The organism is Bradyrhizobium sp. LA2.1 (assembly GCF_040547725.1).
Classification (GTDB): Bacteria; Pseudomonadota; Alphaproteobacteria; order Rhizobiales; family Xanthobacteraceae; genus Bradyrhizobium; species Bradyrhizobium barranii.
In genome coordinates this window covers 144,031-161,489 of record NZ_JBEPQI010000004.1, presented here as the reverse complement: position 1 = coordinate 161,489, position 17,459 = coordinate 144,031, and the positions used below count along the sequence as shown (strand labels likewise).

Below are 17,459 nucleotides of genomic sequence, written 5' to 3'. Positions count from 1 at the left end.
AGAGGCGGTCAGGCCACCTTGTCCTTCAGCACGCATTCCGGCGGACGGGCTTCGCCCGGCTTCAGGTCGGCGGCGAAACGGTACAGCGTCGAGCAATAGGGGCAGATGATCTCGTTGTCGTTGCCGAGGTCCAGGAAGACGTGCGGATGATCGAACGGAGGATTGGCGCCGACGCACATGAACTCTTGCGAGCCGATCTCGATGACGGGGACACCGGCATCGTTATGGAAGTGCGGGACGACATGGTCGGACATCGTAGTTCATCCTGGAGTGGCAATGGCGGCAGACACAATCAAACACTGACGCGGCATCTTTGAGGCGCCGCGGACCATACTGTTGGGTGCAGATGATTGCTAGTCCAGCGGAACCGAAAGGTTCGCAATTGCCCCATGCTCATTTGCTCATGCAAATTCGACACAATCTTGCGGCCTGAGAGAAGCCCTTCTTTCGTCGGGGACGTTGTGTCGCAATTTTGGCATACTATGTCTTTGGACAAGCGGAATTGCGACGAAAGACGAACCGTCAGGCGCAATGATCTCGGGATCGTCCAGGCTCTTGGCACAACTCTTGGTATGACTCTTGGCATGAAGTGGCTGCGAATCAGCACGGCGTTGACCGGTATTGCGGCATGCAGCTTCATGCTCGCGCAGGTAGCGCCGCATGCCCGCGAGGCCGGCGCGCTCCTCTCTGCCCAGGACGATCCGGCGGCGCTCTCCGAGCTCAAGCTCGATGCGCTGCTGCGGCAGAACGACCGCCTGGTTCAGGACAATATCGAGACCGCGCTCGCCGCCGGCGACGCTGATCTCGCCGACAGTTTTGTCGCGCTGGCGCGTGAACGCAACGTCGCGCTGCCCGACGACCTCCTCAACCGCGTGAGCGATGCGGTCAAGGAAGAAAATTCCACGCGGCATTTCGCCAAACGGTTCGCCACCGGCCTCGTCACCGGCAACGCCGACGATGTCGCGAGCCTGTCCGGAACCGTCGCCGGCGATCTCTTCGTGATCGGCGACATCAGGGACGTCGTGCGCGAGGGCAAGCACCTCGCCATGGGCGAGGACACCGATCGCCTGGTGCTCGGCCTTGCGACCGCCGGCCTTGCGGTGACGGCGGTGACCTACGTGTCGGTCGGCGGCGCCGCGCCCGTGCGCGCTGGACTGACGCTGGTGAAGGATGCCCGCAAGGTCGGACGGCTCGGCGAGGGACTTGCCGCATGGGCCGGCCGGTCGGCGCGTGAGGTGGTCGATACGCCAATGCTCCAGAACGCCGTCGCCAAGGGTTCGGTGTTCCGCCCCGGCGAGACCGCGAGCGCGATCAAGGCCGCGTTCCGCGCCGAGAAGGCCGGTGCGCTGGTCCGGCTCGGCAAGGACGTCACCCGCGTTGCCGAAAGGACCGGCACGCGCGGCGCCATGGACACGCTGCGCATCGCCGAAGGCCCGAAGGACGTCGCGCGCGCGGCCCGGCTTGCGGAAGCGCAGGGCGGCAAGACCCGCGCGATCATGAAGCTGCTCGGCCGCGGCGCGCTGCTGCTCGTCGGCGGCATGTTCGATCTGGCGCTCTGGCTGTTCGGCGCGGCACTGACGCTGTTCGGCCTGCTGTCCTCGATCAAGGCGGCGACGGAGCGCCTGACCCAGGCCTGGTGTGATCGCAGACGGGCGCGCCGGCTCCGCCGCGCGCAGATGGCGGCCCAATCCGCTCTGGCGGACGCGGCGCTTACCGCCTAAGATCGATCTCTCCCCCACAACGACTTCCGGAACTGCTGATGCCGAGCTTTCACAACGGCGCCGTTGAAATTGCCTATCTCGACGAAGGCGAGGGCGATCCGATCATCCTGGTGCACGGCTTTGCCTCGAGCAAGAACGTGAACTGGGTCTATCCGACCTGGGTCTCGGAACTGCGCAAGAACGGCCGCCGTGTCATCGCGCTCGACAATCGCGGTCATGGCGAAAGCGCAAAGCTCTACGAGCCCACGCAGTACTCGATCCCGACCATGGCCGGCGACGTGCTCGCGCTGATGGATCACCTCGCGATTCCGCAGGCCGACATGATGGGCTATTCGATGGGCGGACGGATGACGGCGTGGCTCTCCCTCAACGAGTCGCAGCGCCTGCGCTCGGCGATCCTGGGCGGCATCGGAATTGGCGGCCTGATCGAGGGCACCGGGCCCGGCGAGAATGTCGCAAAGGCGCTGGAGGCGCCCTCGCTCGACGACGTCACCGATCCGGTCGGCCGCACGTTTCGCGCCTTCGCCGATCAGACCCGTTCCGACCGTCGTGCGCTCGCCGCCTGCCTGCGCGGCACCCGCGACCTCATGACGAAGGAAGAGGCCGCGCGCATCGACGTGCCCGTGCTGATCGCGGTCGGCAGCGCCGACGACGTCGCAGGATCCGCCAGCGCGCTCGGCGCCATCATCCCGGGATCGGAAGTGCTCGACATCCCCAATCGCGACCACATGCGCGCGGTCGGCGACAAGGTCTACAAGACCGGCGTGCTCGATTTCCTGTCACGCCGCGGCTGAGGTCTCGTCGTCAGGTTGGTCGTCACCGAAACGACGCGCCAGCGCCATCAGGACCACGAAGGTCGCGACCCACACCATCCGTGCGCCGTAGCGGTCGTGCGGACCCGAGATCACGCCGCAGATGAAGGCGTTGCCGAGCAGCGCCAGCGTGACGGTTGCCGCCAGCAGCGTCAGATCGTCGAGCCGGCGGCTTGCCAGCGCATGCGCGAGCAACCCGACCAGCGCCAGCATCGAGGCCAGCGCGACGGGAACGTGCAGCCAGTTGACGTGATCGAAATCGAGGCCGTGATTCTGCTGCCGCGCCGCGCGCATCGGCGCGACTTGCGCCGGGATGTAGCGCTCGATGATGCCGTAGGTGTGCCCGATCCAGACACTGGTGCCTTCGCCGGTGGCCACATGCAGCAATTGCTGGCCCATCGCCCGCAACGCCGCGCCGGCCTGCCACGCCGGATAGTCGGCGAGCGAATGCACGACGATATAGCCCATCTCGTCGTTCATGCCTTCGAAGCGGCCGAGCGTGTTGAACATGCTCTTGCCCCACAGGAACTCGTCGGCGGTCGCCGGCAATTGGTCGCGATAGGGACAGAGCTTGTACCGCTCGCGCGGGCAATGATCGCTCAGGAAGCGCGCGACGATACCGTCCTGCATCATGCGTCCGAAAGCGACGCCATAGCCGCCGGGCGTCCAGGCCCATTTGCCCGACAGCGCGTGGTTTGCCGACACCAGCATCAGGCCGCCCGCGACGATGGTGAGGCTCGCCTGCGCCAATCCGGCGAGCGGCAGGCGCGCGCCGAGGAACGGCCGCACCATCCAGCCGGCGGCGCAGAGCCCGAGCAGCACGCCGAGTGTGGCGCTGTGGGTTGCGGCGGCAAAGGCGGTGAAGACGAACAGCGAGATCTTTTCGAGGCCCGACGTCCGGCTCGCGCCGACGACCAGCAAGAACAGGGACAGGATCGACAGCCCTGCAAAGATGTCCGTGAGCAGCATGCTCGCGAGCCAGGGCAGCGCGGTCGACAGGATCAGGCAGAGGCTGATCGCGACGAAGCGAGACGTCTGCATCAACCCGAGTACGCGCAGCGTCAGTTGCAACAGCCACAGCGTCGCCAGCGACTGGATCGCGAGATTGATCCAGAAGCCGAAATTCTCGCCGTAGTGCAGATAGAGGCCGAACACGGTGGAGCGGCTCGGGACCAGATAGCCTTCGTACCAGCGCGCCAGATAGCCGCCGGTATCCCATTGCAACAGCGGATAGCCGTTCCAGAACGCCGGCGCGATCAAGAGGAGGGGCAGTCCCACCGCCGCCAGCCGCAGCCAAAGCGAGCCCGCGGCGCCCGCGCGCAATTGATCGGTGGTGATGCTCAAATCCGCTCCGTCGTGTTCCCCGACCATGCCCGCGATAGCCGTCGAGGCGGAATTCACCAATAGTTTGACGCTGCCCGGCTTGAATTTGGCAAAATCCTGACCATTTTCAGCCGACCTCGCCGCCTGGGGGCGTCAGAAGAAACTGTTGTGTTTCAAGGCGTTGGCGTGCTTTCGCGGAGCAACTCACTGTTCACTCTCAGGCAAGCCCGTCGGGACTTCGTCGGCTAGACTGTGGTATAGAGCCAGCAAAATGAGCCAATTCGAAAGAGCAGATCCTATGGCAGTGCATCAGGTCAGTCCGGGAGGAAAGCTCGCAACGCTCGATCCGATCTGGGATCGGATCCGCGGCGAGGCGGAGGACATCGTCCATCGCGAGCCGGAGCTTGCGACCTTCATCTACTCGACGGTGCTGCATCACAGTCGCCTGGAAGATTCGGTGATCCATCGTCTCGCCGACCGGCTCGATCATTCCGCGCTGTCGGGTGATCTCGTTCGCCAGACCTATGACGAGGCGCTGCGCGAGGCTCCCGATCTCGGCAACGCCTTCCGCGCCGATCTCGTCGCCGTCTACGATCGCGATCCCGCGACGTCGCGCTTCATCGACCCCTTGCTCTACTTCAAGGGCTTTCACGCCATTCAGACCCATCGCCTCGCGCACTGGCTCTATCTGAAGGGCCGCAAGGACTTTGCGTATTATCTCCAGAGCCGCGCGTCTGCGGTGTTCCAGACCGACATCAATCCCGCCGCGCGCATCGGCCGCGGCATCTTCCTCGACCACGCCACCGGCTTCGTCTGCGGTGAGACCGCGGTGATCGAGGATGACGTCTCGATCCTGCACGGCGTCACGCTCGGCGGCACCGGCAAGGAGAACGAGGACCGCCATCCGAAGATCCGTCACGGCGTCCTGATCGGCGCCGGCGCAAAGATCCTCGGCAACATCGAGATCGGTCATTGCGCGCGCATCGCCGCCGGCTCGGTCGTGGTCAAGCCGGTGCCGCACAACGTCACGGTTGCCGGTGTGCCCGCCAAGATCGTCGGTGAGGCCGGATGCGCCGAGCCGTCGCGCACCATGGATCAGATGATCAACGCGATGGGACTTTGAGTGAGTGAAAAGGGCCGGATTCTCCGGCCCTGCTCGTCCCCAAATTCTTTGGCAATTCATGCTGGCGGTTCGTCGCGTCTCGTCCTAAAACCCCGCCAACCCAGATTTCGATTGGAGACTTGCCGTGGACGTCAAGGAAGTAAGGAAGCTCGACGCGTATCTGAAGCGCGTATTCGGCAATCCCAAGATCCGCGTCGTGCCGCGGCCGAAGAAGGATGATTCCGCCGAGGTTTATATCGGCGAGGAGTTCATCGGCGTGCTCTTCGTCGATGACGAGGATGATGATCGCTCGTTCCAATTCCAGATGGCGATCCTCGAGGACGATCTCGTCGATCAGGAATAGTTTCTCTCTCCGTCATTGCGAGCGAAGCGAAGCAATCCAGGATCTTTCCGCGGAGGGATTCTGGATTGCTTCGCTCTGCTCGCAATGACGAACGTTAGCTCCGCGGTTCCGTAGTTCTATTTCTTCGCGAGAATGCGCAGCCGCGCCGTGGCATCAGCGACAGTGATGCCGTTCGCATCGACGAGATCGGCCTGCACGACCATATCGCGATCCGTCCGTTCGACAACGCGCGCGCGTGCCGTGATGGCTCCGACCGCTGCAGGCTTCAGGAAGCGCGTATCCAGACTTCTTGTGACCGCGGTCAGGTCAGGAGAAAGCGCGGCCAGCGCGCAAATCCCGGTGGCGGAGTCCAGCATCGCCGCCAGGAAGCCGCCCTGGATCGTGCCATGCCTGTTGGTGAACGCGGGCTGAGCCTGGAAGCGGATAAGGGCACGCCCGCCCTCGTCAAAGCCGAGCCATTCGCGCCCCAACAATTGGGCGCCCGGAGGCAGGTTTGCTGCTGCATCGGTCACGTCGATCACCGCGCTTGATGTTGTTGGCGACGAGCCTATCAGCCGGTCAATGCGGCGCAAAGCGATCGGGGGTCAGCCCTTCGGTCCGCGCAATTGCGCTGACAGCCGGTCCAGCGCTTCCGCGACATCGCGCCATTGCGACAGCCAGCTCCGCGGAAAGCGGAAGGTGAGATCGGCGCCGCCGACACGGCGTTCGGAGAGGCACATGCCGGGCGTGGCGGCATCGCGCGTGCAGCGCGCGGTCAGCGCGGGGCTTGTCGCGGAATAGAAGTCCTCGCTGCCATAGGGCGTGTCGGCGCGGAACATCCGCATCGTCAGGCCGTCCGCCGCACTGGTCGCGGCCTGGTCGAGATAGCGCGGATAGATCGTGGCTGTTCGCTGCTCCGGCGCCAGCGCATCGTGATGCGCCGATATCGACAGGAAGACACGGTCGATCGGTTGCATCGCCTCTTCCACGGTGTCGGCGGTGACATGTTTCGGCGCGCCCGGCGGCTCAAGCGAAGGATAGAGGAAGTCGAGATCGATGCGCTCCTGCGGCCCGGAGTGCCGCTGGATCTTCATCCGGATCGCGGTCGTGGGAACGTTGAACAGTGTGCCGCCGACACTCACCGGCAGCCGGTCCGGAGCATTCGCGCCGCCCGAGCCCCAGGTCGGCCATAGCAAGTAGGCGACGAGCGCCACCGCGCCCAGCGCCGCAGTGCCGCCGAGCACGATCGGGACGACATGCGCCCGAGGGTGCGTCCTGGAGGACCGAAGGGGAGCTGCCGAAAACATCGTCATGAGCTTGCGCAAGTCGAACCGGGAAGTCGGCCCGTGGCCGACGAATCAGCGGCGAATATGCCATGCGGCGGCGAATTCGCGGAGCGTTCCCGGCCGCCGGGACGGGGGAGGGCCCTGCGCGGATCGGCCACCGACGTTAACCTTCCCTTAAGGATAATGTAGCGTTAACCGGCACTCTTTGTCACAGGAAGGCTCCGGCGTTGCGTAAGGGCGGACCGTTCCGATGACACCTGAAGCCTTCAATTCTCTGTTCTCGATCTGCATCGGTTTCGCGCTCGCGGGCGCGCTCGTGAACGGTTACCAGGCGGTCGCGCAGCGGCCTGCCGGCTTCGGCCTGTTGCAGGACGGCGTGGCGCCAAAGACGTTTGCCGCGGTTCCGTTCCTGGTGTTTGCGGCGCCCTTCATCATCATGCGCAACACGTTGCGCGGCATGCGGGTGGAAAGCCGCCGCGTCGAATTCGTGATGATGGCGACCGTCATCGCCGGCTTCTGGAGCATGATGAGCGGCACCTTCTTCCTGATGACGCTGCGCGCCGCCGGCGTTCTGGTCTGACGCTTCCGTTGCCCGGGACGCTCTGCGTTCCCCAGGGACGCTCGGCGTCCCCTGCGTGGCGCGGCGGCCCTTTGCCTCAGCGTCGCCGTTTCGCTATGGCTGGGCTTGACGCGACAGGAGAACCCCATGGCGATCTACGAGCTCGACGGACAGGCACCCGATCTTCCCGCCGACGGGAATTACTTCATCGCCGAGACCGCGACCGTGATCGGCCGCGTGCGCCTGAAGCCGGGTGCGAGCGTCTGGTTCGGCGCCGTGCTGCGCGGCGACAATGAATGGATCGAGATCGGCGAGGGCGCCAATGTGCAGGATGGCTCGACCTGCCACACCGACCTCGGCTTTCCCTTGGTCATCGGCAAGAACTGCACCGTCGGCCACAACGTCATCCTGCACGGCTGCACGATCGAGGAGGGCGCGCTCGTCGGAATGGGCTCGATCGTGATGAACGGCGCGAAGATCGGCCGCAACAGCATCGTCGGCGCGGGCTCGGTCATCACCGAGGGCAAGGAATTTCCCGAACGCTCCCTGATCATCGGCTCGCCCGCGCGCGTGATCCGCACGCTCGACGATGCCCAGGTGCAGAAGATGGGGAGTGCCGCGAGGTTCTACGTGGCCAACGGCCCGCGCTTCAAGAAAGGCCTGAAGCGGATCGGCTGAGAATAGATGTGGGCCGCCGCGAAGATGGCGGCCGCCGCATAGCGGTCCGCGCGCGCCGCGCGTCAGCTTCCTTCGGATTCACATGCTTCGATCGCGGCTGCTGATGCTCGCGCGGAAGTGAGACAGTGAGGCTGTCAGGAAGGCGCGGGTGACGTTAGCTTGGTCCTGCTTTGAGCGTGGAACGTCTCCACGCGGAGGATCGAGTGATGTTACGCAAGATGATGATGGCGGCGCTGGCCGTCGCGGCAGTCGGCTTGTCGGCGCCGCAGGCGGCTGAGGCGCGGGGCGGTTTCGGTCATGGTGGCGGCGGCTGGGGCCACGGCGGCGGCGGCTGGGGCCACGGCGGCGGCGGCTGGGGCCATGGTGGCGGCTGGGGCCATGGCGGCCACTGGCGTGGCGGCGGCTTCTGGCCCGGATTGGCGATCGGGGCAGGTATCGCCGGCGCCGGCTACTATGGCGGCTATTACGGCTACGGCTACCCCTATTACGGCGATCCCTATTACTCTGGTACCGGCTACGACGATGGTGGTTATGGTGGCTGCTATGTCGTGCGGAAGCGCATCATGACGCCGTCGGGCTGGCGTGTCCGCCGCGTGGACGTCTGCGAATAGCGGCCACGAGGCCCAGGCAGACTACAAAGCCAGATCTACCAAAAGACCGGACCCACTAAAGAACAAGGCCGTTGACGCAGTATACCGTCAACGACCTTGCCAGCCCCGGACATTGAAATCGGCTCACGCCATCCGGTAACCGGGAGCATGGCGCGGAATCATACGGGGGAATGTGATCCAGTTCACATGTGGAAAAATTTAAGTCGCAGGCCCTGACCCGGCTAGCCGCGCGAACGCTTGCGGGCGCTGGCGTGGACACGGCGCGACGGTTTCCTGCGGGTAACCGAGGGTGTCTCCGCTTCCGTGGCCCGGACGCTGGCAAAGGACTGCCGAAGGCCGTCGATGGACTCGTTCAGCGTCGTGACCTGCTCGGACAGGCGCTTGGTGTCGGCCTGCTGCGCCGCCATCAGGCGCTTCATGGTCTGGAGCTGGTCTTGCACGACCTGGAGCTGGTCGATCGATTCCTGCTGGGTCGCCTCCAGACCCTTGGTCTTCTCGACAAGTTGCTCGGATGCCTGGGCCGTGCGGGCCTGGAGCTGCCGCGACGCCACCACGCGGTCGGTCTCAGGAGTTGCACCGGTAGAAGCGCGCCAGATCGCGATCGAGGTCACGCCGGCGATGAGGAGCAGGAGGGCTGCGGCGGTCAGCGCAATCGGCTGGGCGCCAAGGCGAAGGAGGCGGTTGGACGGCCTGTCCTGGGCGAGATCGATCATCGCTGACAAAACCCAAATTGAAACTTGGTGAGTGGCGAAGTGCGGCAACCAGAGGTCGCCGGGACGTCCCGAAAGTGTTACCATTCGGCAACAAATGGGACCAAAAAGAGGCTAACGACAAAAATCCAGCAATCAGCTGGTCTTGGGACCCCTGAAGGTCCTCGAAAAGAGCCGGGATCAAGGCTGGAACGGCGAAAACGGTCCGGAATAGGTCTTCGAGCGCGGCGCCGCATAGGGCCCGAGCCGGGAGGTTTTCAGTCCCAGCCGCACCAGTGATTCTGCCAGCGTGACCGCCGCGGCGACGCCGTCGACCACGGGCAGGCCATGTGTGGCGGCGAGCTCGGCGGCGAGGTCAGCCATGCCGGCGCAGCCGAGCACGATGGCTTCCGCCCGATCGTCGCGGACCGCGGCGGTGATCTCCGCGGAGATCTTGCCGAGAGCATCAGTATTGCGCTCCTCGAGCGCGAGCACCGGGACCTCGGCGGCGCGGACGCGAGCGCAGCGCTCGGCGAGACCGTATTTCCGCAAATTATGCTCGATCGGCACGATCGAGACACCGAGCGTCGTCACCACGACAAAGCGCGCCGCGATCAGGCTCGCCATGTGGAAGCCGGCTTCCCCGATGCCGATCACCGGCGCTTTCGCGGCGGCACGCGCGGCGTCGAGGCCGGTGTCGTCGAAGCAGGCGATGATGTGGGCGTCGGCGCCGTCGCGGTCGGCGTCGCGGATGCAGCCGAGCATGCCGGGCACGGCGAAGGCTTCGTCGTAAAAGCCCTCGATCGAGACCGGGCCCATCGCGGGCTGGCGCGCGTCGATCAATGTGTCGGGCAGGGCGACGCTGCGTGCTGCAGCGGCGATCTTCGCCGTCATCGACGCGGTGGTGTTGGGATTGACGACGTGCAGCCGCATCAGTTCAGACAAGCCCCTTGTCAGACAAGCCCTTGGCCGGCATCCGAGCCCTTGGCCGCCTGCCGTTTGTTGAGCATGTGGATGGTGCCGAGTGCAAGGGCGATCACGGTGAACGACACCGCCGAGATCACGGTGCCGAGCGCATAGATATCGGGGTTCGTCACGGTGGTGGTGAGGCCCTGGAGATCGAGCGGCAGCGTGTTCACCGCCCCGATCGCCTGGCTGGAGCGGGCGAGCTCGTCCCAGGACAGCGTGAAGCCGAACAGGCCGATGCCGATCACGGAGGGCAGGATGATCGGCAGCACGACATGACGGAAGGCCTGCCACGGCGTCGCGCCGAGATCGCGCGCGGCTTCCTCGAGCCTGGGATCGAAGCGGTTGAAGATCGCGAACATGATGAGCAGGCCGAACGGCAGCGTCCAGGTCAGGTGCGCACCTAAGCCCGAGGTCAGCAGGCCCATCGAGGTCTCGAAGTTCTCGTTCCAATGCGCCTTGATCAGGTCGTCGATGATGCGGAATTCAAGCGAGATGCCGAGCGAGGTGATGATCGAGGGCACGATCAGGCTTGCGATCGCCGAGTAAAATAGAATGCCCTGCGCCTTGAACTTGCGGCGGAAGGCCATGCCGGCGGCGACCGACAGCACGACGGTCACAACCATCACGATCAGGCCAAGCAGCAGCGAGCGGCGGAAGGCCGCGCCGAGATCGACGATGCCGGTGCCCTGGAACAGTTTTGCGATCCAGAAGGTCGACACGCCGTTCATCGGGAAAGTGAGGCCGCCCTGCGGCCCCTGGAACGAGAGGACGTAGATCGCGATCATCGGACCGTAGAGAAACACCACATAGGCCGCGAAGAAGATCGCGAGCACGTAGAACGAGCGCGGGCGTCCTTCCTTCATGCTCTAGAGCTCCTTCTTGATGTCGACGATGCGCGACATCATGGTGATGATCAGGAAGGTGATGATGAGCAGGATCACGGCGTTCGCGGCGGCAGCCGGGAATTGCAACGCGTTCACCCGCGTCTCGATGATCTTGCCGGCGGCGGCGATCTGCTGGCCGCCCATCACGCCGATGGTGATGAAATCGCCCATCACGATGGTGATGACGAAGATCGAGCCGATCACGATGCCGGGCTTGGAGAGCGGAATGATGACGTTGACCAGCGTCTGGAAACCGGTGGCGCCGGCGTCATAGGCGGCCTCGATCAGCGACTTGTCAATGCGGATCATCGAATTGAAGATCGGCACCACCATGAAGAAGGTGAAGAGGTGGACCAGCGCCAGCACCACGGAGAATTCAGAGAACAGCAGCCATTCCAGCGGGTGGTTGATCAATCCGCTCTTGACCAGTCCGGAGTTCACCAGGCCATTGCGCCCGAGCAGCGGGATCCAGGCGATCATGCGGATCACGTTGGAGGTCCAGAACGGGATCGTGCAGAGCAGCGACAATCCCATCTGCCAGGTCTTGGACTTGACGTGGAAGGCGAGGAAGTAGGCGACCCAGAAGCCGATGAAGAGCGTGATGACCCAGACCAGGAAGCACAGCTTCAGCGTCTTCAGATAGGTCTTGGCGATGGTGCAGAGATCGGGGAGCTGCGCGATGCAGCCCTCGAACGTGTCGGTGTAGCCGCGGCCGGAGAAGGCCGGCAGCAGCTGGTATTCGTTGTAGTCCCAGAACGAGACGATGACGACGAAGACCAGCGGGATCAGGAAGAAGGCGAGAAACACCAGCATCATCGGCCCGGCCTGGAGCCAGGAGATGAAGGACGGCGACAGGCGCGTCGCTTTCGCGGCGCGCGCCGTGCCCGACCCCGGGATCAATCCCGGGGACGCCTGTTGCAGGATGTCCTCTGACGTGTCCATCACGTTAGGCCGCGATGAACTCGTTCCACTTGCGGACCATGTAATCGTTCTCGTCCATCACGGCGTTCCAGCAGGCGACGCCGCCCATGCGGTCCTCGTAGGAGCCGCCGTCGCGTACCGCGCCGGCCTTCTCGAGCAGTGAGCCGTCGGGCGCCTTGATGTCCTTCTCGGCCGGCTTGCCTTCCATCCAGTACGCCCATTCGTAGGGCTCCATGTGCGCCTTCGCGGTCGAGAGCACGGCGGAGTAGTAGCCCTGGCGGTTGAGATAGGCGCCGGCATAACCGGACAGGAACCAGTTCACGAACTCATAGGCCCATTCGAGCTTCGGACCGGACACTCCCTTGGAGACGCAGAAGCCCGAAGCCCAGGAGCGGTAGCCTTCCTTGAGCGGCTGGAAGGTGCAGGGGATGCCCATCGAGCGCACCTTCGTCACCGCCGGCGACCACATCGACTGGATCACCGTCTCGCCTGACGCCATCAGGTTGACGCTCTCGTTGAAGTCCTTCCAGAAGGCGCGGAATTGTCCCGCCTTCTTGGCTTCGGTCATCACCTTCATGGTGAGATCGATCTCTTCCTTGGTCATGTTGCCCTTGTCGGCATATTTGTACTTGCCGGTGGCTTCCACGACCATCGCGGCATCCATGATGCCGATCGAGGGGATGTTGAGGATCGAGGCCTTGCCCTTGAATTCGGGATTGAGCAGCTCCGACCACGAGCTGATCGGGCGCTTGATCAGGTCGGGACGGATGCCGAGCGTGTCGGCGTTGTAGACGGTCGGGATCAGCGTGACGAACTCGGTCGCCGACGTCGCGAACTTCTTGGAGTCCTTGCCTTCGAGATAGAGCACCTTCCAGGGTGCCGTGCCCTGGCCGCCGATCTTCTTGCCGCCGGGCGTCTCGCCCTTGGTGAAGACCGGCGTGATGTTGTCGAATTCCTTGATCTTCTTGGCATCGAGGGCAAGGATGTTGCCCGACGGCACGATCTTCTTCAGCGAGAAATATTCGGTGTCCAGCACGTCGAAGGAGTTGGGCTGGGTCATCACGCGCTTGGTGACGTCGTCGGTGGTCGCGGTGATGTATTCGATCTTGATGCCGGTGTCCTTGAGGCACTGCTTGGAGATGTCGTCGCCCTCGTTCACGGCGGTGCCGAGATAGCGCAGCACCTTCGCATCGGCCGACTTCACATAGGGAAAGCCGGTGATGGCGCCGGAGCCGGCGGCGAGGCCCGCGAGACCTGCGGTGCCCTTGAGCAGCGTGCGGCGGCTGACGCCCTTCGTCCTGGTGGTCTCGGTCATATCAGTCACTCCTCTGTTGCGCATTCCAGTGATCGATCGGCGCTATTGCAGGCGTTGCGCCTTGGCGGGATCCCAGGTGGCCAGCACGCGATCGCCCGGACGGAACGGGTGGACGTCGAAGGCGGCCTCGGGGAGGTGGGAGAACAGGGCGGTGCCGTCGTCGAGCGTGAGCGAGACGGCGATGTAGGAGCCCTGGTACTCGGTCTGGGTCAGCAGCGCCGGCGCGCCGAACGCGCCCTCGGCGAACGGCGCGATGCCGAGCTGATCGGCGCGCACGGCGATGAGGTTTCCGGCGTCGCTGAGGACGTTGTGGCCGCCGATGAAGCGGGCCACGAATTCGGTGCGGGGACGGTGGAAGATCTCGCGCGCGGTGCCCTGCTGTTCGATCCGGCCCTGGTTCATCACCACGATGTGGTCGGCGAGCGCCATCGCTTCTTCCTGGCCGTGGGTGACCTGGATGAAGCTGATGCCGAGCTCGCGCTGAAGGCGCTTCAACTCGCCACGCATCCTCACCCGCAGGAACGGATCGAGCGCGGAGAGCGGCTCGTCGAGCAGCAGGATCTGCGGCTCGGTGATCAGTGCGCGAGCCAGCGCCACGCGCTGCTGCTGGCCGCCGGAGAGTTGGGCCGGGAGCCGGCCCGCATAGGGTGTCATCGCCACCAGCTCGAGCAATTCGCCGGCGCGCCTGTGCCTGGTCGCGCGGTCGACGCCTCGCATTTTGAGCGCAAACGCCACATTGTCGAGCACGGTCAGATGCGGAAACAGCGCGTAGGACTGGAACATCATCGCCGTGCCGCGCTTGGCGGGCTCGAGGTCGGTCACGTTCTGCGCACCGAGAATGATGTCGCCTTTGCTGACCGCCTCATGGCCCGCGATCATCCGCAAGGTCGAGGTCTTGCCGCAGCCGGAGGGGCCGAGCAGGCAGCAATAGGTCCCGGCCGGGATCTTCAAATTGACGGTGTCGACCGCCAGCGTCGTGTCGTAGCGCTTGGTGACGGCGACCAGTTCGAGAGCGGCGGGAGTGGCCATGGCGTGTCCAAGGGAGGGGCGATGCTCCCGTCTCTCCGCAAGGTCCGTGCCAACCGCCCTTGGCCGGCTGAATTCCAGAACTGTGCAGCAGAGTCAGGTCGTTAGATCGAATCCGCCGACTTCGGCCGTCCCAGCGCCCGTCTGCCTCGCTGCACACAAAACGGGCGCGGATTGTATAAACTTTCGCCTGTGATTGGATACAGGTCGTCGACTAACATTCAAGGCCGAACGTCGCCGATCGAGCCCTCACACCCAACCCTTCGAACTGATGGCCGCCAAGACTCGCCCGAAATCCGACGCGCCAGATGCGAGCGATCGCGTCAGCCGTATCAGTGAGGGGGTGACCGCCGCGATCCTCGAGCATCGCCTGCTGCCCGGTACGAAGCTCGGCGAGGACGAGATCGGCGAGATCTACGGCGCGAGCCGCACGCTGGTGCGCACGGCGCTCCAGCAGCTTGCACATGAAGGCATCGTCAACATCGAGAAGAACCGCGGCGCCTTCGTCGCGCGGCCGACGCCAGGTGATGCCCGTGAAGTGTTCGAGGCGCGTCGCCTGATCGAGCCCACCATCGTCGATCACGCGATCGATGCAGTGTCACCGGCCTGGATCGACCGCCTCCAGCAGCACCTCACCGAGGAGCGCGAGGCGGAGCTGCGCGGCGACGCGCGCGCTTCGGTCCGGCTCTCCGGCGAGTTTCATCGTCTCGTCGCCGAGATGAGCGGCCACAGCATCTATCTCGGCTTCCTGAAGGAGCTGATCGCGCGCTCCTCGCTCATCATCCTACTCTACCGCCGCCACGACACGCCGGCCTGCGGCACCGATCATCACGCCGGCATCGTCGCCGCGATCCGCAAGCGCGACAAGCAGGCTGCGCGCGTGCAGATGCTGTCGCATCTGGACGAGATCGAGGCCGAGCTGTTCTTGAAGGATCCCGCCGCCGACGAGCTGCGGCTCGCCGACGTGCTGGGCGTGTGACCGCCTGCCGTCTGTCAGAACGGACGTTCCTGATTTCGCCTCATGATCTTGAGCACCAGCAGGACGGCTCCGAGGACGAGCAACAACACGCCGACGAAAGTCATGCCGCTGTATTCGAACGTCACGCCGACGGCCGTCAGCAGGCATCCCAAGATGATTGCGATAAGCCCGCCGAGCTTCTTGGCCAGCAGGATGCGTCCGTCACTCGTTTGCGCCACCATGTTACGCCTCGTCATTTGAATTCTACAGACGACCGCAAGCCCTCCTGCCCAGCGGCTCAAGTCGCGTAGACCGCGCAGGATCGTACTCCCGAGCGAGAAAGTTGCAATCTACCGTTGCTGGCGGGTCGAAATCGATAGTGCGTTTTAATTTGAGTTCGACGCGAGTGCGACAGGTGCACTTACCCATTCGCCTATCCAACTTCATGGGGACGCTTCTCTTCGCGTCCGTATGGCTGATTTGCAAAACCTCCCTGTGGTTGCAAATTGACTCGATGCGGTTTGCAGGCATCAATCCATAGCTGCATCGCGCGGCGTCAGCTGGCTGACGTTCGCCCGGATCTGCGTGGAGATTGGACATGTGGGGTTGGACCACGCCGGCCGGACTCTTCAGAGCCGCCGCATTGCTTGTGTCGATTGGAAGCCTCGGCAGCCCGTTGCCCTTACGAGCCCAGCAGGACTCCGCCGTCCTGTTCCGCAACGTTCGGATCTTCGACGGAAAGAATGCCACGCTCTCGGCCGCGTCCAACGTCCTGATCAGGAACAGGAAGATCGAGAAGATTTCGACCGCCGATATCGCGGCCACCGGTCAGGTGATCGACGGCGGCGGCCGCGTGCTGATGCCGGGACTGATCGACGCACACTGGCACGCGATGTTGGTGCGTCCGACGCCGATGGCAGCCCTCGCAGGCGATATCGGCTACAACAATTTGCTCGCCGCCAGTGAGGCGACGGCGACGCTGATGCGCGGCTTTACCACCATACGCGACATGGGCGGACCGAGCTTCGGCCTCAAGCAGGCCATCGACGAGGATCTCGTCGCCGGACCCCGCATCTATCCGTCCGGTGCCATCATCACCGTCACCAGCGGTCATGGCGACTTCCGGCAGCTCTCCGATCTGCCGCGCACGATCGGCGGAATGCTCAGCCGCATGGAGCTGATCGGCGGCAGCATGGTTGCCGACAGCCCCGACGAGGTGCGCGTGCGCGCGCGCGAGCAACTGATGCAAGGCGCGTCGCAGGTCAAGCTCACGGCGGGCGGCGGCGTCGCATCGCCCTTCAGTCCGCTCGATGTCTCCACCTTCACCGAGCCCGAGCTGCGCGCCGCTGTCGAGGCCGCGGACAATTGGGGCACCTATGTCGCCACGCACGCCTATACGTCGGTCGCGATCCAGCGCTCGATCGCGGCCGGCGTGAGATGCATCGAGCACGGACATCTCATGGATGAGGCGAGCGCGAAGCTGATCGCGGAGAAGGGCGTCTGGCTGAGCACGCAACCATTCCTTGATATCTCCGGCGCCGCGGCGCTGGGACCGTCGGAGCAGGACAAGATGCGGCAGGTCGTTGCCGGCACTGACCGCGTCTATGCGCTGGCGAAGAAGTACAAGATCAAGACCGCGTTCGGCACTGACGTCCTGTTCTCGAAGGCATTGGCGGACAAGCAGGGCTCGATGCTGGCCGCACTGACGCGCTGGTACACGCCGGCCGAAGCGCTGACGATGGCGACGTCGACCAACGCTGAACTCTTGAGCCTGTCGGGCCTGCGCAATCCCTATCCCGGCAAGCTCGGCGTGGTCGAGGAGGGCGCGCTCGCCGATCTCCTGCTGGTCGACGGCAATCCGCTCGACGACATCAAGCTGGTCGAAGATCCCGCGAAGAATTTTGTGGTGATCATGAAGGACGGCAGGATCTACAAGAACAGGCTCGCGCATTGATGCGCGCTGGGCAGATGTGAGCCCGCGAGATTCGATCGCTTCTAGCCTCGCTCGTCGGGAACCGGCTTTCCTGGTCGAGAGCCTTTTGCGATCTCCGGGAGCGCAGGAGGCCGCGCGGGGCTTGTCACAATCTCCGGCCTGTCACCATCGGAGGCGTGACTTCTGAGCGTCTCCAAAACCAGAAAGAATTTTTCTGCTAGCATGAGTCAAGCTCGCTGACGCGTTCATCTCGGTTTCGAGAACAACGAGATTCGCTATCAATTCGATCACTTACTGTACGCGGCGGCAATTTAATTCGTCACGCCAGA

20 protein-coding genes are annotated in these 17,459 nt (G+C 64.2%); 9 read left to right on the top strand and 11 right to left on the bottom strand.

Going from position 1 to position 17,459, the window contains the following annotated elements:
- Positions 1 to 8: 8 nt before the first annotated feature.
- Positions 9 to 254, bottom strand: a complete 246-nt coding sequence (locus ABIB95_RS08680) for a zinc-finger domain-containing protein (RefSeq protein ID WP_008562814.1) — start codon at positions 252 to 254, stop codon at positions 9 to 11.
- A gap of 330 nt (positions 255 to 584) precedes the next feature.
- Between ABIB95_RS08680 and ABIB95_RS08675 the strand changes: the two genes are divergently transcribed.
- Both ABIB95_RS08675 and ABIB95_RS08670 read left to right on the top strand, forming a co-directional pair.
- Positions 585 to 1,721, top strand: a complete 1,137-nt coding sequence (locus ABIB95_RS08675) for a hypothetical protein (protein ID WP_354238733.1) — start codon at positions 585 to 587, stop codon at positions 1,719 to 1,721.
- A gap of 38 nt (positions 1,722 to 1,759) precedes the next feature.
- A complete protein-coding gene (locus ABIB95_RS08670) occupies positions 1,760 to 2,515 on the top strand; it encodes an alpha/beta fold hydrolase (RefSeq protein WP_085401623.1) in 756 nt (251 codons plus the stop codon).
- Here the strand turns inward: ABIB95_RS08670 and ABIB95_RS08665 are convergent.
- A complete protein-coding gene (locus tag ABIB95_RS08665; RefSeq protein ID WP_354238731.1) occupies positions 2,501 to 3,877 on the bottom strand; it encodes a hypothetical protein in 1,377 nt (458 codons plus the stop codon). The genes ABIB95_RS08670 and ABIB95_RS08665 overlap by 15 nt on opposite strands.
- A 277-nt stretch (positions 3,878 to 4,154) precedes the next feature.
- On the opposite strand from ABIB95_RS08665, the gene cysE reads away from it, so the two are divergent.
- Positions 4,155 to 4,979 carry a serine O-acetyltransferase gene (gene cysE / locus ABIB95_RS08660; protein ID WP_014494283.1) on the top strand — a complete coding sequence of 275 codons (825 nt, stop codon included), beginning with the start codon at positions 4,155 to 4,157 and terminating at the stop codon, positions 4,977 to 4,979.
- Between the two features lie 124 nt (positions 4,980 to 5,103).
- A complete protein-coding gene (locus ABIB95_RS08655; RefSeq protein WP_007602550.1) occupies positions 5,104 to 5,322 on the top strand; it encodes a DUF3126 family protein in 219 nt (72 codons plus the stop codon).
- Between the two features lie 116 nt (positions 5,323 to 5,438).
- On the opposite strand, the gene ABIB95_RS08650 is transcribed toward ABIB95_RS08655, so the two are convergent.
- Positions 5,439 to 5,834, bottom strand: a complete 396-nt coding sequence (locus ABIB95_RS08650) for a PaaI family thioesterase (RefSeq protein WP_354238729.1) — start codon at positions 5,832 to 5,834, stop codon at positions 5,439 to 5,441.
- A 72-nt stretch (positions 5,835 to 5,906) separates the two neighbouring features.
- Positions 5,907 to 6,614, bottom strand: a complete 708-nt coding sequence (locus ABIB95_RS08645) for a hypothetical protein (RefSeq protein WP_283016929.1) — start codon at positions 6,612 to 6,614, stop codon at positions 5,907 to 5,909.
- A gap of 223 nt (positions 6,615 to 6,837) precedes the next feature.
- Between ABIB95_RS08645 and ABIB95_RS08640 the strand changes: the two genes are divergently transcribed.
- The 3 genes from ABIB95_RS08640 (at position 6,838) to ABIB95_RS08630 (ending at position 8,435) form a co-directional block, all read left to right on the top strand.
- Positions 6,838 to 7,167 (top strand): DUF6949 family protein, encoded by a 330-nt coding sequence (locus ABIB95_RS08640; RefSeq protein ID WP_354120527.1) that lies wholly within the window; start codon positions 6,838 to 6,840, stop codon positions 7,165 to 7,167.
- Positions 7,168 to 7,293: 126 nt separating this feature from the next.
- Positions 7,294 to 7,824: a gamma carbonic anhydrase family protein gene (locus tag ABIB95_RS08635; protein WP_028150041.1), complete on the top strand. Its 531-nt coding sequence runs from the start codon at positions 7,294 to 7,296 to the stop codon at positions 7,822 to 7,824.
- 206 nt (positions 7,825 to 8,030) lie between these two features.
- Complete coding sequence (locus ABIB95_RS08630; protein ID WP_354238726.1) at positions 8,031 to 8,435, top strand: hypothetical protein; 405 nt, start codon at positions 8,031 to 8,033, stop codon at positions 8,433 to 8,435.
- Positions 8,436 to 8,656: 221 nt separating this feature from the next.
- Here ABIB95_RS08630 and ABIB95_RS08625 read toward each other — a convergent pair whose 3' ends face one another.
- The 6 genes from ABIB95_RS08625 to ABIB95_RS08600 form a co-directional block, all read right to left on the bottom strand.
- Complete coding sequence (locus ABIB95_RS08625; RefSeq protein WP_354238724.1) at positions 8,657 to 9,148, bottom strand: hypothetical protein; 492 nt, start codon at positions 9,146 to 9,148, stop codon at positions 8,657 to 8,659.
- 177 nt (positions 9,149 to 9,325) lie between these two features.
- On the bottom strand, positions 9,326 to 10,057 hold the full coding sequence (locus tag ABIB95_RS08620; RefSeq protein ID WP_354239094.1) for an aspartate/glutamate racemase family protein: 732 nt from the start codon (positions 10,055 to 10,057) through the stop codon (positions 9,326 to 9,328).
- A gap of 20 nt (positions 10,058 to 10,077) precedes the next feature.
- Positions 10,078 to 10,956: an ABC transporter permease gene (locus ABIB95_RS08615; protein WP_166342422.1), complete on the bottom strand. Its 879-nt coding sequence runs from the start codon at positions 10,954 to 10,956 to the stop codon at positions 10,078 to 10,080.
- Between the two features lie 3 nt (positions 10,957 to 10,959).
- Positions 10,960 to 11,919: an ABC transporter permease gene (locus ABIB95_RS08610; protein ID WP_041958636.1), complete on the bottom strand. Its 960-nt coding sequence runs from the start codon at positions 11,917 to 11,919 to the stop codon at positions 10,960 to 10,962.
- A gap of 4 nt (positions 11,920 to 11,923) precedes the next feature.
- Positions 11,924 to 13,213, bottom strand: coding sequence for an ABC transporter substrate-binding protein (locus tag ABIB95_RS08605; RefSeq protein ID WP_354238722.1), 1,290 nt, complete (start codon positions 13,211 to 13,213; stop codon positions 11,924 to 11,926).
- 42 nt (positions 13,214 to 13,255) lie between these two features.
- Positions 13,256 to 14,242 carry an ABC transporter ATP-binding protein gene (locus ABIB95_RS08600; RefSeq protein WP_063982479.1) on the bottom strand — a complete coding sequence of 329 codons (987 nt, stop codon included), beginning with the start codon at positions 14,240 to 14,242 and terminating at the stop codon, positions 13,256 to 13,258.
- 268 nt (positions 14,243 to 14,510) lie between these two features.
- Here ABIB95_RS08600 and ABIB95_RS08595 point away from each other — a divergent pair, with 268 nt between their 5' ends.
- Positions 14,511 to 15,218, top strand: a complete 708-nt coding sequence (locus ABIB95_RS08595) for a GntR family transcriptional regulator (protein WP_135216641.1) — start codon at positions 14,511 to 14,513, stop codon at positions 15,216 to 15,218.
- Between the two features lie 14 nt (positions 15,219 to 15,232).
- Here ABIB95_RS08595 and ABIB95_RS08590 read toward each other — a convergent pair whose 3' ends face one another.
- Positions 15,233 to 15,439 (bottom strand): hypothetical protein, encoded by a 207-nt coding sequence (locus ABIB95_RS08590; RefSeq protein WP_063982481.1) that lies wholly within the window; start codon positions 15,437 to 15,439, stop codon positions 15,233 to 15,235.
- A 356-nt stretch (positions 15,440 to 15,795) separates the two neighbouring features.
- On the opposite strand from ABIB95_RS08590, the gene ABIB95_RS08585 reads away from it, so the two are divergent.
- Positions 15,796 to 17,151: a metal-dependent hydrolase family protein gene (locus ABIB95_RS08585; RefSeq protein ID WP_071912614.1), complete on the top strand. Its 1,356-nt coding sequence runs from the start codon at positions 15,796 to 15,798 to the stop codon at positions 17,149 to 17,151.
- Positions 17,152 to 17,459 lie beyond the last annotated feature (308 nt).